Origin of the sequence: Streptomyces sp. NPDC002467 (genome assembly GCF_042889825.1) — a bacterium.
Lineage (GTDB): Bacteria > Actinomycetota > Actinomycetes > Streptomycetales > Streptomycetaceae > Streptomyces.
In genome coordinates this window covers 336644-351017 of sequence record NZ_JBIARJ010000005.1, presented here as the reverse complement: position 1 = coordinate 351017, position 14374 = coordinate 336644, and the positions used below count along the sequence as shown (strand labels likewise).

Genomic DNA, 14374 nt, shown 5'->3' with positions numbered 1-14374 from the left:
GAGACCGCCACGGTTCCAGATCCGGCCCCTCCGCGGGTGGATTCACCCGAATCGGGCAGCGGAGCGTGCATCGAGCGGGGCCCCGAACTGCGCGCGCAGCCTCGCGTGGGCGGGGGGCGGGGCGCCGAGGGCGTCCAGGCCCAGGAGGGCGGAGCCCAGGACCGGCGGCGCCGTGATCACGTGCATCCGGGCGAGCGGGGCCCGTTCGGCGAGGCCCTCGGCGACGCGGTCGTTCAGCTGCGGGTGCCGGGCGGTCAGCACCCCGCCGCCCAGCACCACCGGCACCTCGCGGTCGAGGAGTTCCAGGCGGCGCAGCGCCACCGTCGCCATGGTCACGACCTCGTCCGCCTGCCGGTGCACCAGCGCGACCGCCACGGGGTCCCCGCCGGCCGCCACCGCGAACAGCACCGGGACCAGTTCGTGCCGCCGCCCGCCCGGGATCCCGCCCAGGTGCAGCGCCTCGATCAGCTCCCGCATCGAGGCGAGCCCGAAGTGCGCGGGCAGGGCCCGGGCCAGCTCCGTCGGCCCGCCCCGCCCGTCCTCGGCGCGGGCCGCGAACCACAGTGCCTCGTCGGCCAAACCGCCCCCGCCGCCCCAGTCGCCGGAGATCCGGCCGAGCGCGGGGAAGCGCGCGGTGCGCCCGTCCGGGGTCATCCCGACGCAGTTCACCCCGGCCCCGCACACCACCGCGACCCCGCACGGCTCCTCGACCCCGGCCCGCAGGATCGCGAAGGTATCGTTGCGCACCTCCGTGGCCGCGCCCCAGCCGCGGGCGCCGATGGCCTCCGTCAGCCGGCGCTCCTCCACCGGCAGGTCCGCGTTGGCCAGACAGGCCGACACCTGCGCGGCGTACGGGGATCCGGGCCCCGGCGCGGGCAGCCCCGCTGCCTCGGCCGCCGCCGAGACGGCCTGCCCGAGGACGTCGACCGCGGCCTCGACACCGGAGCGCGGAGGCTGGAAGCCCCCGGAGCGCCCGCTGCCCAGCACCGTGCCGTCGGCGGCGATCAGGGACGCGTCCGTCTTGCTGTTGCCCGCGTCGATCGCCAGTACGGAAGGGAGGGTCAGGCCCACGCCAGGTGCTCCTTGTTGTGCGCGAGGAGCCGGTCGGTGAGCCCCTCGGCGAGGTCGTACTGCCCGACCAGCGGGTGCGCGAGCAGGGCCTTGAAGACCCGTTCGCGACCGCCGCGCAGGGCCGCGTCGAGCGCGAGGTCCTCGTACGCCGTCACGTGCGCGACCAGTCCGGAGAACAGCGGGTCCAGTCGGGGCACGGGCAGCGGCACGGGGCCGGAGGCGCCGACACGGGCCTGCACCTCGATCACCGCGTCGTCGGGGAGGAACGGCAGGGTGCCGTTGTTGAGGGTGTTGACCACCTGGATCGGCGAGCCGCCGTCGCCCAGCAGGGCGGCCGCCAGGTCCACCGCCGCCTCCGAGTAGAAGGCCCCGCCGCGCTTGGCGAGCAGCGCCGGCTTCTCGTCCAGCGCGGGATCCGCGTACAGGGCGAGCAGTTCCCGCTCCATCGCGGCGACCTCGGCGGCCCTTGAGGGCGTGGTGCCCTGTTCCCGTACGACCTCGTCGTGGGCGTAGAAGTAGCGCAGGTAGTACGAGGGCACCACGCCGAGCCGGTCCAGGAGCGTGCGCGGCAGGTGGAGCTGGGCGGCGATCGACTCCCCGTGCTCCGCGAGCAGTCGGGGCAGCAGGTCCTCCCCGTCGGGTCCGCCGAGGCGTACGCCCCGCTCCCAGGTCAGGTGGTTGAGGCCGACGTGGTCGAGGTGGACGTCGGCCGGGGCCACGTCCAGCAGGGCGGCGAACCTGCGCTGGAAGCCGATGGCCACGTTGCACAGCCCGACCGCCTTGTGCCCGGCGGCGAGCAGGGCCCGAGTGACGATCCCGACCGGGTTGGTGAAGTCGACGATCCAGGCGTCCGGGTTGGCACGGCGCACCCGTTCGGCGATGTCGAGGACCACCGGGACGGTGCGCAGCGCCTTGGCGAGCCCGCCCGCCCCCGTGGTCTCCTGCCCGACGCAGCCGCACTCCAGCGGCCAGGTCTCGTCCTGGAGCCGGGCCGCCTGCCCGCCGACGCGGAGCTGGAGCAGTACCGCGTCGGCGCCGTCGACGCCCGCGTCGAGGTCGGCGGTGGTGGTGACCCGGGCCGGGTGGTCCTGCCGGGCGAAGATCCGGCGGGCGAGGCCGCCGATCAGCTCCAGCCGTTCGGCGGCCGGGTCGATCAGCACGAGCTCGGTGACGGGCAGGGTGTCGCGCAGCCGTGCGAAGCCGTCGATCAGCTCGGGGGTGTAGGTGGAACCGCCGCCCACCACTGCGAGTTTCATCAGTCGTCAGCCTTTCACTCCGGTCAGGGTGACGCCTTCGACGAACGCCTTCTGGGCGAAGAAGAAGAGGACGATCACCGGGGCCATGACCAGTACGGTCGCGGCCATGGTCAGGTTCCAGTTGGTGTGGTGGGCGCCCTTGAAGGACTCCAGCCCGTAGCTGAGGGTCCAGGCGGCCGGGTTGTCCGAGGCGTAGATCTGCGGGCCGAAGTAGTCGTTCCAGGCGCAGAAGAACTGGAACAGGGCGACCGCCGCGATCCCCGGCTTCGCCATCGGCAGGACCACGCGCAGCAGGGTGCGCACCTCCCCGCAGCCGTCGACGCGGGCGGCGTCGAGGTACTCGTCGGGGATGGTCAGCAGGAACTGGCGGAGCAGGAAGATGGAGAACGCGTCGCCGAAGGCCATCGGAACGATCAGCGGCCACAGGGTGCCCGACAGGTCGAGCTGTTTCGCCCAGAAGAGGTACATGGGGATGACCACCACCTGCGGCGGCAGCATCATCATGGAGATCACGAGCAGCAGCGAGAGTCGTCGCCCGTGGAAGCGGAACTTGGCGAGCGCGTAGGCGACGGGCACCGAGGAGACCACGGTCAGGAGCGTGCCGAGCCCCGCGTACAGCAGGGTGTTGCGCCACCACGTGAGGAAGCCCGGGGTGTGCCAGACCGTGGCGTAGTTGCCCCATTCCCAGGTGTCCGGCCACAGGTCGCGGGTGAGGGCCTGCCGGTCGCCCATCAGGGAGGTGAGCAGCAGGAAGACGAAGGGGAGGACGAAGAACAGGGCTGCGGCCACGCCCAGTGCGTGCACCCCGATCCAGTGCAGGACGGCCCTGCGGTCGCGTGCGCCCACGGCGCCGGCCGCGCTCACGCGTCCGCTCCGATCAGTCCGCCGCGGCGGCGCATCAGGAGCGCGGTGAAGGCCATGGAGAGGGCGAAGAGCACCAGGGCGATGACGCAGGCGGTGCCGTAGTCGAAGCGCTGGAAGCCGGCGTTGTAGACGAGCTGGGGGAGGGTGAGGGTGGACTTGTCGGGGTAGCCCGGCTCGAACTGCTGGCCGGAGCCGCCGATCACCCCGGCCGCCACCTTTCCCGCCACCAGCGGCTGCGTGTAGTACTGCATGGCCTGGATGACTCCGGTGACCACGGCGAACAGGATGATCGGCGTGATGTTCGGCAGGGTGATGTGGCGCAGCCGCGCCCAGGCCCCGGCCCCGTCCAGCTCGGCGGCCTCGTACTGCTCCTTCGGTACGTCGAGCAGCGCGGCCATGAAGATGACCATCAGGTCGCCGACCCCCCACAGTGCGAGGGCGGTCAGGGCGGGCTTGGACCAGTCGGCGTCGGTGAACCAGCCCGGGGTTGGCAGGCCGGCCGCGTCCAGGAGGGTGTTGGCGGGGCCGGTGCCGGGGTTGAGGAGGAAGACGAAGGCGAGGGTCGCGGCGACGGGCGGGGCCAGGTAGGGCAGGTAGAAGAGGGTCCGGAAGATCCCCGCCCCCGTCTTGATCTTCGTGATGAGCAGGCCGACCCCGAAGCCGAAGACGACCCGGCAGGAGACCATGACCACCACCAGCCAGAGGGTGTTGCCCATCGCGGGCCAGAACAGCGGATAGTCCGTGAAGACATAGGTCCAGTTGTCCAGGCCGTTGAAGGCGGGCGGTCGGAAGCCGTCGTACCGGGTGAAGGAGAAGTACACGGTGGACAGCAGCGGGTAGGCGAAGAAGAAGCCGAAGCCGATGAGCCAGGGGGACATGAAGGCCGCGGTGCGCAGCGCGGCGCGGCGGCGCTTGGACCGCAACGGGTTCGTGGTCGTCATCGGGGGCTACTCGGCCTTCGCGATGTCCGTGTCGATCTGCTGGTCGGTCTTGGCGAGTCCGGCCGGGACGTCGGCGACGTCGCCCTTCTCCACCGCGTACGCGAAGTCCTGGAAGGTCAGCTGGTAGGTGCCCCCGTCGGCCTGGGCCGGGGTGGTGTTGGACTTCGGGTGCCGCGCGATGTCGATGAAGGTCTTGAACTCCGGGGTCACCTGGAGGGCCGGGGACTCCAGGGCCGCCATCGTGGACGGCACGTTGTGGATGGCGTTGGCGAAGGCCACCACCGCCTCGGTGTCGGTGGTCATGTACTTGACCAGCTCCCAGGCGGCGTTCTGCTTCTTGCTGCCTCCGGCGATGCCCATGATCGTGCCCGACAGGTAGCCCTTGCCGTAGTCGTCGAGCCGGTCGTCGGGCACGGGCAGCGGCGCGGTGCCGACCTCGAACTTCACCCCGGCCTCCTGGGCCATCGAGGCCCGCCATTCGCCGTCGACCTGCATGGCGACCTGGCCCGTGTGGAAGGGGTGTTCGGCGCTCCACTCGTCACCGAAGGTGTTGCGGAAGCGCTCCAGCTTCTCGTAGCCGCCGAGCTTGGCCACCAGGTCCTTCTGCGCGGTCAGCATCTGCGCGAAGGCCGGGTCCTTGGCCAGGTTGGACTTGCCGTCGGCGCCGAAGTACGTCGGGCTCCACTGCGCGGCCAGCCGCATGGGGGTGGTCTCGTAGCCGTGGAAGGTGGGCATCAGGCCGACCCTCTCGTACGAATCCCCCTTCGGCTTCGTCAGCTTCAGCGCGACCTCGGTGAACTGGCTCCAGGTCTTGGGGGGTTCGGTGATGCCGGCGTCCGCGAACGCGGTCTTGTTGTAGACGAGGCCGTACGCGTCGTTCAGCAGCGGCAGCGTGCACTGGTTGCCGTTGAACTGGGTGTACTCCAGCAGGGTTTTGGGGAAGACCTTGGTCTTGTCGATCCCGGACTTGGCGAGGAAGGGGTTCAGGTCGGCGAAGGCGCGGGAGTTGCAGAACTTGCCGACGCTGTCGGTGGTGAAGGAGGAGACCACGTCGGGGGCCTTGTCCCCGCCGGCGCGCAGCGCCTGGTTGATCTTGTCGTCGGTCATGTTGCCGGTGACCTCGACCTTGATGTTCGGGTGCGCCTTGGTGAAGCGGGCGATGTTCTCCTCGATCGCCTTCACCTCGCCCGGCGCGGACCAGCCGTGCCAGAAGTTGAGCGTGACCTGGGCCTTCGGGTCGTCGGAGGCGGTGGCGCCTCCCTGGCCCGTACAGGCGCCGGCCAGGAGGGATATCGCGGCGAGGAGGACGGTCGCGGTGATCGGGCGTCCGGTTCTGGGCATGGCGGGGCTCACTCTCTGCGGGAGGAACTACCGATGGGGGGTGCCAGTGGGGGTGCGCGCGGGTGTGGGGTGTGCGGACGTGGTGCGGGTGTGCGGGTGTGCGGGAACGGGTCCGGGTGTGGGGTCAGCGGGAGGTGTCGAAGACCTCGTCGCGGGTGGCGGCCAGCGCGGTCTCCAGGGCGCCGCGCAGCACCGGACGGTCCGGGACCTCGCCGGAGACCAGGCGCGGGCGGGAGGGGGCCAGTTCGGCGAGCTCCTCCTCCAGGAGCCTGCGCAGCGGGTCGCCGCCGGCGGCGATCACGGCACCGGAGAGGACCACGATCTCCGGGTCGAGGACGGCCACGAGCGAGGCGAGGCCGGTGGCCAGCAGGGTGGCGTACGACTGGAGGAAGCGCAGGTGGGGCCCTTCGGGCGTGGCGGAGGCCCGGACGAGGAGAGCGACGGCGGCACCGACCTCGGGGCCGTACGGGTCACCCGCCGGGGGCGCGGGTTCGGCCTCCACGCCCAGTTCGGCGGCGAGGCCCGGCACCACCTGTGCGCCGGCCAGCTCCTGGTAGCCGCCGGTGTTGGCGCGGGCCGGCCGGCGGACCAGGGGGTGGCCCGGCACGGGCAGGAAGCCCACCTCGCCCGCGCCGCCGGTCCAGCCGCGGTGCAGCCGGCCGCCGAGCACGAGGGCGGCGCCGAGCCCCTCCTCGTTCCACAACAGGACGAAGTCCTCGTGGCCGCGGGCCGCGCCGAGGCGCTGCTCGGCGACGGCCGCGAGGTTGACGTCGTTCTCGTACTCGACGGGCATCGGCAGGGCCGCGGCCAGCTCGTCGAGGAGCGTGGGGGAGTGCCAGCCCGGGAGGTGGCCGGCGTAGCGCAGCCGCCCGGTCTGCGGGTCGAACGCGCCCGGGGTGGCGATGACCACCCGGCGCAGGTCGGAGCGGTGCAGTCCGGCGGCCTTGACCGCCTCGCCGAGGGCCTCGGTCACCTGCTCGACGGCCTCGGCACCCTCGGTGTACGGCACCTCGTGCGTGCCGACCACGGTGCCGGTGAGGTCGGCGACGGCCGCGAGCACCCGGCCCGGGGTGACGTCCAGTCCGCCGACGTACGCGGCCCGCGGGTTGACGGAGTACAGCTGGGCACTGGGGCCGGGGCGGCCGTCGTCGGTGCCGGTGGCCACGACGAGTCCGGCGGCCTCCAGGCGGGCCAGCAGCTGCGAGGCGGTGGGCTTGGACAGCCCGGTCAGGTTGCCGATCCGGGTCCGGGAGAGGGGCCCGTGCGCCAGCAGCAGTTCGAGTGCGGCCCGGTCGTTCATGGCGCGCAGCAGGCTGGGTGTTCCGGGCGTGGCGGCGGGCATGGCGCGGTCTCTCTCTCGCCGGAGCAGGACTGACGGACTGACGGACTGACGGAAGCACTGACGGACGGAAGTACCAACGGACGGAAGCACCGACGGACTGGCCGTGGAGAACTGTTAGGTAAGTTTCCTATCACCGTTCGGGCCCTGTCAATGCCGCTGCCCCGCAGGATCGACCTGCGGGGCGGCGGGGAAGGCGCGCTCGGTGCTACTTGGTGATCCTCGGGCCGCCGGGCGCCGGGATCGGGGCGGTGGCCAGGGACTGTGGGGAGGCCGGGTTCGCCAGTGCCGAGGGGGCGGCGACGGCGGCCGTCGGGTCCGCCGGGGCCTCCTCCTCTTCGGCGGGCGCGGCCGCGCCGCCGATGATCCGGATGCCCGCGGCGTCGAAGGCCTCCTTGATCCGCCAGCGCAGCTCCCGCTCCACCGCGAACTGCTTGCCGGGCATCGTCTTCGCCGACACCTTCACGGTCATCGAGGCCAGCAGCACCTCGTCCAGACCCAGCACCTCCACCGGACCCCACAGGCGCTCGTCCCACGGGGACTCCTTCGCCAGGGTGTCGGCGACCTCCTGGACCACCTCGCGGATCCGGGTCAGGTTCTCCGAAGGCTTGACCTGCACGTCCACGCTCGCGGTCGCCCAGCCCTGGCTGAGGTTGCCGATCCGCTTGATCTCGCCGTTGCGCACGTACCAGATCTCGCCGTTGTCCCCGCGCAGCTTGGTGACCCGCAGGCCGACCTCGATGACCTCGCCCGAGGCCACCCCGGCGTCGATCTTGTCGCCGACGCCGTACTGGTCCTCCATGATCATGAAGACGCCGGACAGGAAGTCGGTCACCAGGTTGCGGGCGCCGAAACCGATCGCCACACCGGCCACACCGGCACTCGCCAGCAGCGGGGCCAGGTCGATCTTCAGGGCGGCCAGCACCATCAGCGCGGCCGTGCCGAGGATCAGGAACGAAGCCACCGAGCGCAGGACCGAACCGATGGCCTCCGAGCGCTGGCGCCGGCGCTCGGCATTGACCAGCAGCCCGCCCAGGGCGGTGCCCTCGACGGCCTCGGCGCTGGTGTTCATCCGGTTTATGAGCTTGGTCAGCGCCTTGCGGACCACCGAGCGCAGTGCGGCCGCGATCACGACGATCAGCAGGATCCGCAGGCCGATGCTCAGCCAGGTGGCCCAGTTCTGTTCGATGAAGCTCGCGGCCTCGGTGACGCTCTCCTGCGCCTCTTTGACCGAGGCGGGCGCGTCCGGAACGTCCGCTGCCAGCGGCAGCAGAGCGGCGGGCCAGGGCACGACGGGAACCTCCAGGTATAGCGGTCTGCCCGGAAGGGGTGTGCGGGCAGACCAACCACACTAACGGGGCAATCCCTGCGACGTGTTTACCGAGGGGCTTCCTGTTCGAGGGAGAGACGGGACTCACCTGGGCAGGAAGCAGGTGTGGTTGAAAACACCCCGGACCCGTTACGGGCGCGTGGTGGCGCTTCGACCAGCCATAAGGAGAGACTGGAGAGCAGATCGTCCCGGCGCGAGCCACGCGCCGCCGGCGTACAAGGAGGCAGTCCGTGCCGCACGTCCTGGTCCTCAACGCGTCGTACGAGCCCCTCGGCGTCGTACCGCTCCGCCGCGCGCTCGTCCTCGTCCTGGAGAACAAGGCCGTCTCCCTGGAAGAATCCGGCGCCTATCTGCACAGCGCGACGAGGGTCGTCCCCGCGCCCAGCGTGGTCCGACTCAAGCGCTTCGTACGGGTCCCCTACCGGGGGCCCGTTCCACTCACCCGGCGCGCCCTGTTCGCGCGTGACGGGGGGCGCTGCATGTACTGCGGTGCCGTCGCCACCAGCGTCGACCACGTCATCCCGCGCAGTCGGGGCGGCCAGCACGCATGGGACAACGTCGTCGCCGCGTGCCGCCGCTGCAACCACGTCAAGGCCGACCGCCACCTCGTCGACCTCGGCTGGCGCCTGCGCCACCAGCCGGCGCCGCCGTCCGGGCTGGCCTGGCGGATCATCGGCACGGGGCACCGGGATCCGCGGTGGATGCCGTACCTCCAGCCGTACGGGGCCGAGGACGCGCTGGAGCGCATCGGGGTCGCGGCCGGGTAGCTGCCGCGGGGCCACCGGTCCGTGTGCGGCGGCGGCCCGGCTTCCCGGGGCTCCGCCCCGGACCCCGGGGGGGGGGGGGCGGGGGGGGGGGGGGGGGGCGCCCGGGGCGCCGGGGCCCCCCCCCCCCCCCCCGCCCCCCCCCGCGGGGGGGGGTGTTTTGGGCGGGGTTCCGCGCCGCGGGGGTTCGGGGCGGAGCCCCAGACAGCGGCGCCGCGGGCTTACGGGGTCACCGCGTACGCCTCCGCGCCCCAGAGCGAACAGCCGAAGCGGGTCGCGCGCTTCTCGCACGTCACCCGGACGAAGCGGGAGCCGGGGGCGTCCACGCGGACCGTCTCGCGGCCGCCGCGGGAGGCGGGGACGGTGGCCGCCGGGCGCCACGTCGTGCCGTCCGCGGAGGTCTCCACCCGGTACGCCGACGGGTACGCCTCCTGCCAGTGCAGCTCCAGGCGCCCGATCCGGGCCGGGGCGCGCAGTTCGGCCTGCCACCACGCGCCGTCCACCGCGGGCGAGGACCAACGGGTGTTCGGATAGCCGTCGACCGCCGCCGACGCCGGGAAGTCCGCGGTCTCGTCCCCCGAGGAACTCGCCCGCGCCGTGCGCAGCAGGTCCGGCCCGCCCGTGCGCGGCACCGCACGCACCGTCAGGGTGCGGGTCTCCCCGCCGAAGGTGACCGGGACCGCATAGGTGCCCGGCGCCGTCCCCGGGGCCACGCCGACCTCCACCGGGATCGACACCTGCCCGCCGCGCGGGGCCACCACGGTCCCCGGCAGCCCGACCGACACGCCCGCCGGCGGCTTCGCCGTCAGCGGCCCGCGGACCTCGCCCGCGCCCAGCGCGGTCAGCTTCGCCGACACCTTCTGCGTCGTGCCGCCGATCTCCGCGTCGGCCGCACCGTCCGCCAGCTCGAACCGGGCCTGCGGGCCGTCCCCGAGCCACGGCACCACCTGGTGCACCGAGGGCGCGGCACCCGCGCCCGCCCAGGAAAGGCGCACCGCGTCCGCGCGCACCCCGCCCGTGTCCACCTGGGTCCAGCCGGAGGCGGCGGCCTCGGCCACCTTGCGCCAGCCCTCGCCGGGCACCTCGACCTCCACCGCCGCGCCCCGCGCGCCCGCCGGGAGCGGGTCCGTCATCACCGTCACCGCCGACACCGGGCGCGCCGCGTCCAGCCGCACCGTCCAGCTGTTCGCGTCCTTCGTCACCGTGCCCGTCTTGCGCGCGGCGCCCGTCCACGCGTCGGCCTCCGCGGCGGCCTGCTTGAGGAACGGGTCCAGTACGGCCTTGTCCACCCGCACCGTGCCCGGTTCGGCCAGCGCCTGCCGGGCCCGGTCCAGGGCCTGGGACGCCTTCCACGCGGCCGTCCCGTCGCTCTTGGCCTGGGCCTGGAGTACGTCGAGCGCCAGCTCCCCGGCGGTCCCGTAGCGCGCCAGCCGGTCCAGCCAGGGACCGGCCTCGGCCGACAGCGACGGCAGCCGGGCGGGCGCCTCCCGCAGGACCGTGAAGGCCTTGCGCAGTTCGGTCCCGGCCGCCGGGTCGCCCGCCGCGCGGGCCTTCCAGAACTGGTCGACCAGAGGCTTCAGATACGCCGACTCCTCCAGCTTCAGACCCGAGGACGCGGTGTTCCCGGCCAGCGCCGCCACCGCCTCCCGCGCCCGCGCGTCCGGGCCCGCGAGCTCGCGCACCGCCGCGGCCCAGGACTCCCCGGCCCGGTAACCGCGCGGGTTCCACGCGAAGTCGGCCGCCGTGAACAGCGGGATCCGCGACAGGGTGCCCTGCGGCATCGCGTTGGCCAGCAGCGCCGCCGAGCCGCCCGCCACCGCCGGCTCGCGACCCGCGTAGGGGCCGAGGAAGATCCGGGCCGGATCCCAGTCGTTGACCGGGTAGTTGTCCATGGTGACCAGCGGGTGGCCCATCGTCGACCGCGCCCCGGCCACCTCCTTCCCGGTGATCGTGCGCGGGACCACGCCCACGCCCGTCCAGGCCACCTCGACCCGCGGGTCCAGCGCGGCCGCCAGGGCCTTGCGGTAGGTGGTGGAGCCCTGCTGGTGGTACTCCGTCGGCAGCAGCGACAGCGCGGCCGTCTCCCGGTCCTTCCGGGCCGCCAGGTGCGCCGCGAGTTCGTTCGAGACCTCCGCGTGCGCCTTCGCGGCCGCCGCGGGCCCCCGCCCGTACTTCTCGCGGTCCTCGCGGCAGCCCCACTCGGAGTAGCTCACGTCCTGGAACTGCACCTGGAAGGCGCGGAACCCCAGCTCCCACATCGCGTCCAGCTTGCGGGCGAGGGCGGCCCGGTCGGCCGCCGAGGACAGGCACATCGACTGGCCGGGAGAAACCGCCCAGCCCAGTACGACCCGGTTGGCGCGGGCCTTCTCCGCCAGCGCGCGGAACTCACCCTGCCGCTCGACCGGGTACTCCTGGCGCCAGCCCGTCGTCCGGTACGGGTCGTCGCCGGGCGCGATCAGCAGTCGGTTCTGCTTGGTGCGGCCCATGAACTCCACCTGGGCCACGCGCTGTTCCCCGGTCCACGGCTCCCCGTAGAAACCCTCGGTGATCCCGCGCACCGGCGCCGCCGGCCAGTCCCGCACCAGTACCCCGGGCGCCTTCCCGGCGCCCGCGGCCAGCAGTTGACGCAGCGTCTGCGCCGCGTGGAACAGCCCGTCCTCGCCGACCCCGGCCAGTGCGACCGTGTCCCGGCCGCCGGGCCGTCCCACGGCCAGCCGGTAACCCCCCTCCGGCAGGTCACCGGGCGCGGCCGCCCCCAGCGCCCGCAGCGCCTCCTGGGCGTCCGGGCCCTGGAGGCGTACGACGGTGCCGTGCGCGGGCAGCGGGGCCCCGGGGGCGGCTTCGCGGACGGTGCGGACGCCCGCCGCGCGCAGGGCCTCCTTCACCACCCGGACGGCATTGGGGTCCGCGTCGTCCGGGGCCACCAGCACGGCCTCCGTACCCAGGGGCACCTCGCGCGCCGGATCGGCGGTCATCGACTGCGGCCGGGGCCACACGGCGGGTCCCTCGGCGGCGGTGCGCGGCGGGTTGGCGGCGGGGTCGAGGACGAGCTCGGCGGAAGCGCCCGCGCCGGCGACGGCGGCCGGTTCGCGGTCCGGCCCGGCCGGACCGGCGACGATCGCGAACATGCCGATCGGGGCGGAGCCCGCGGCCCCGCCCAGCAGCGAACCGATCACCGCCACCGCGGCTGCCGTCGTCCGCTTCCTGCCCCTGAGCTGCACAGAGCCTCCTCGTCCCGGGACGTCCCCCGTCCGTACGGATGAGCCCGAGCCCACCACCCGTGCGGCTGGAGTGTCAATGCGGATGGGTGATCTGACCGGGATACGCCAGGAATGCGATGCCCCGTACTGGGTAGGGCTGCTGTGTTCGCGGCCGTGTCCCGGGGTGCCGCGCCGGTGTTGACCGGGCGCCGACCCACCCTCAGCACAAAGGAGTGCGCCCATGGACGACGACCTGGCCCGGCTCGCGGCCCTGCACGGCGTGGCCACCGCCTACCAGCCCGCCGCGGACGTCGACGTCCCGGTACCGCGGGCCACGGTCGCCGCCGTACTCGGGATGCTCGGAGTCTGCACCGACACCCCCGAGGACGTCCGGGCGGGTCTGGAGTCGGCCGAACGGGGGGCGCGGGAGCGGCTGTTGCCGCGGACGCTGGTGTGGTGGGAGGGCGAGCCGCCACCGGCCGAACTGGCCGGGCTGCCGGCGGGGACGCGGGTCCGGCTGGAACCGGAGGAGTCGGGGGCGGTCGTCGAGTGGGTCGTCGGTCCTGACGGGGCGCCCGCCGGGCTGCCGTTCGGGGTGCACCGGATCGACGTCACCACGCCGGACGGCGAAGTCGGCGGGGCCACCCTGATCGTGGCCCCGGAGCGTGCGCCCGCCGCGCCCGAGCGGGCCCACGGGGTGCTCGTCCAGCTGTACTCGCTGCTCTCCGAACGCTCCTGGGGCATGGGCGACCTCGGCGACCTCGCCGAACTCGCCCGCTGGGCCGGGCGCACCCACGGCGCCGGCTTCATCCAGGTCAACCCGCTGCACGCGGCCGTGCCCGGCACCCCGACCGACCCGTCCCCCTACCGCCCCTCCTCGCGCCGCTTCCCGGACCCGGTCCACCTGAGGATCGAGGACGTCCCGGAGTACGCCCTGTGCCCGGAGCGGGAGGCCCTCGCCGAGCTCGCCGTACGGGGTGCGCGGCTGCGCCGCGCGGTGCTGGAGAAGGGGGAGCTGATCGACCGGGACGCGGTCTGGGAACTGAAGCGCGCCGCCCTGGAGTTGCTGTACGCCGTCCCGCGGACGGCCGAACGGGAGGCCGCGTACCGGTCCTTCTGCGCGGAGCAGGGGGTCCCGCTGGACGTCCACGCCACCTGGTGCGCCGGGCACGCGGGGGAGGACCCGAAGGAGCGGGCCGACTTCCATCGCTGGCTGGTCTGGCTGACCGACGCCCAGCTCGCCGGTGCCCAGCGGGTGGCCCGGGAGTCGGGCATGGCCGTCGGGATCGTGCACGATCTCGCCGTCGGGGTGCATCCGCAAGGAGCGGACCGCTTCGGGGCGCACTGGTACGCCGGTCACATGACCGTGGGCGCGCCGCCCGACGCCTTCAACGCGCGCGGGCAGGACTGGGGGCTGCCGCCCTGGCGGCCCGACCGGTTGGCCGAGACCCGGTACGAGCCCTTCCGGTCCCTGCTGCGTTCGGTGTTCCGCTACGCGGGCGCCCTGCGCATCGACCACGTCATGGGCCTGTTCCGGCTGTGGTGGATCCCGGAGGGGACCCCGCCCGCCGAGGGCACGTACGTCAGGTACGACGGCGAGGCCATGCTGGCGGTCCTGGTCCTGGAGGCCCACCGGGCCGGGGCGCTGGTCATCGGTGAGGACCTCGGGACGGTCGAGCCGCGCGTGCGCCGGGCGCTGGCCCGGCGCGGGGTGCTCGGCACCTCGGTGCTCTGGTTCGAGCGGGACTGGGACGGCGGCGGCAAACCGCTCGCGCCACAGGACTGGCGGGCCGACTGCCTGGCCACCGTCACCACCCACGATCTGCCGCCCACGGCCGCCAAGCTGGCCGGGACCCACGTGGAACTGCGCGACCGGCTCGGCCTGCTGGCGCGCCCCGTCGAGCGGGAGCGGGCCGAGGACGCCGCCGACACCGCCGAGTGGCTGGAACTGCTCGGCGGGTTGGGCCTGGACACCGGGGACGAGGAGGCCGCCGTACGGGCCCTGTACGCCTTCCTGCTGCGCACCCCCGCCCGGCTGGTCGGCGTATGGCTGCCGGACGCGGTGGGGGACCGGCGGCCGCAGAACCTGCCGGGCACCTGGGACCAGTACCCCAATTGGCGGCTGCCGGTCGCCGACGCCGACGGACGGCCGCTGACGCTGGAGGAACTGGCCGCCTCGCCCCGGGCGAACGCCCTGCTGAGGGCCCTGCGGAAGGGGGCCTGACCCCGTACGGCACCCCCGGGCGCGCGGGCCGTCGGGGCGTTCGC

10 protein-coding genes are annotated in these 14374 nt (G+C 73.7%); 2 read left to right on the top strand and 8 right to left on the bottom strand.

The features are described from left to right. Positions 1-42: 42 nt before the first annotated feature. From ACFYYJ_RS14105 to ACFYYJ_RS14075, 7 genes are all read right to left on the bottom strand, one after another. Complete coding sequence (locus ACFYYJ_RS14105) at positions 43-1071, bottom strand: N-acetylglucosamine kinase (RefSeq protein WP_389132014.1); 1029 nt, start codon at positions 1069-1071, stop codon at positions 43-45. Next, positions 1062-2327: a 6-phospho-beta-glucosidase gene (locus ACFYYJ_RS14100; RefSeq protein ID WP_389132011.1), complete on the bottom strand. Its 1266-nt coding sequence runs from the start codon at positions 2325-2327 to the stop codon at positions 1062-1064. The genes ACFYYJ_RS14105 and ACFYYJ_RS14100 overlap by 10 nt, the downstream gene beginning before the upstream one ends. A gap of 6 nt (positions 2328-2333) precedes the next feature. Beyond that, positions 2334-3191: a carbohydrate ABC transporter permease gene (locus ACFYYJ_RS14095; protein ID WP_389132007.1), complete on the bottom strand. Its 858-nt coding sequence runs from the start codon at positions 3189-3191 to the stop codon at positions 2334-2336. Then, positions 3188-4132 carry a carbohydrate ABC transporter permease gene (locus ACFYYJ_RS14090; RefSeq protein ID WP_385361056.1) on the bottom strand — a complete coding sequence of 315 codons (945 nt, stop codon included), beginning with the start codon at positions 4130-4132 and terminating at the stop codon, positions 3188-3190. The genes ACFYYJ_RS14095 and ACFYYJ_RS14090 overlap by 4 nt, the downstream gene beginning before the upstream one ends. Before the next feature lie 6 nt (positions 4133-4138). Then, complete coding sequence (locus ACFYYJ_RS14085) at positions 4139-5473, bottom strand: ABC transporter substrate-binding protein (protein WP_389132003.1); 1335 nt, start codon at positions 5471-5473, stop codon at positions 4139-4141. A 124-nt stretch (positions 5474-5597) separates the two neighbouring features. After that, positions 5598-6815 (bottom strand): ROK family transcriptional regulator, encoded by a 1218-nt coding sequence (locus ACFYYJ_RS14080; protein WP_389132000.1) that lies wholly within the window; start codon positions 6813-6815, stop codon positions 5598-5600. A 205-nt stretch (positions 6816-7020) separates the two neighbouring features. Beyond that, complete coding sequence (locus tag ACFYYJ_RS14075) at positions 7021-8103, bottom strand: mechanosensitive ion channel family protein (RefSeq protein WP_385129499.1); 1083 nt, start codon at positions 8101-8103, stop codon at positions 7021-7023. Positions 8104-8372: 269 nt separating this feature from the next. Here ACFYYJ_RS14075 and ACFYYJ_RS14070 point away from each other — a divergent pair, with 269 nt between their 5' ends. Next, positions 8373-8909 (top strand): HNH endonuclease, encoded by a 537-nt coding sequence (locus ACFYYJ_RS14070; RefSeq protein WP_385129501.1) that lies wholly within the window; start codon positions 8373-8375, stop codon positions 8907-8909. Positions 8910-9127: 218 nt separating this feature from the next. Here ACFYYJ_RS14070 and ACFYYJ_RS14065 read toward each other — a convergent pair whose 3' ends face one another. Next, positions 9128-12127, bottom strand: a complete 3000-nt coding sequence (locus ACFYYJ_RS14065; RefSeq protein WP_389131995.1) for a beta-N-acetylglucosaminidase domain-containing protein — start codon at positions 12125-12127, stop codon at positions 9128-9130. A gap of 220 nt (positions 12128-12347) precedes the next feature. Here ACFYYJ_RS14065 and ACFYYJ_RS14060 point away from each other — a divergent pair, with 220 nt between their 5' ends. Continuing rightward, the gene (locus ACFYYJ_RS14060; RefSeq protein WP_389131992.1) at positions 12348-14330 is read left to right on the top strand and encodes a 4-alpha-glucanotransferase; all 1983 of its coding nucleotides are present in this window, start codon (positions 12348-12350) and stop codon (positions 14328-14330) included. Positions 14331-14374 lie beyond the last annotated feature (44 nt).

Coding starts and splice junctions, on each gene's coding strand:
- ACFYYJ_RS14080 (WP_389132000.1), bottom strand. CDS start 6,815: ATGCCCGCCGCCACGCCCGGAACACCCAGCCTGCTGCGCGCCATGAAC.
- ACFYYJ_RS14100 (WP_389132011.1), bottom strand. CDS start 2,327: ATGAAACTCGCAGTGGTGGGCGGCGGTTCCACCTACACCCCCGAGCTG.
- ACFYYJ_RS14060 (WP_389131992.1), top strand. CDS start 12,348: ATGGACGACGACCTGGCCCGGCTCGCGGCCCTGCACGGCGTGGCCACC.
- ACFYYJ_RS14090 (WP_385361056.1), bottom strand. CDS start 4,132: ATGACGACCACGAACCCGTTGCGGTCCAAGCGCCGCCGCGCCGCGCTG.
- ACFYYJ_RS14085 (WP_389132003.1), bottom strand. CDS start 5,473: ATGCCCAGAACCGGACGCCCGATCACCGCGACCGTCCTCCTCGCCGCG.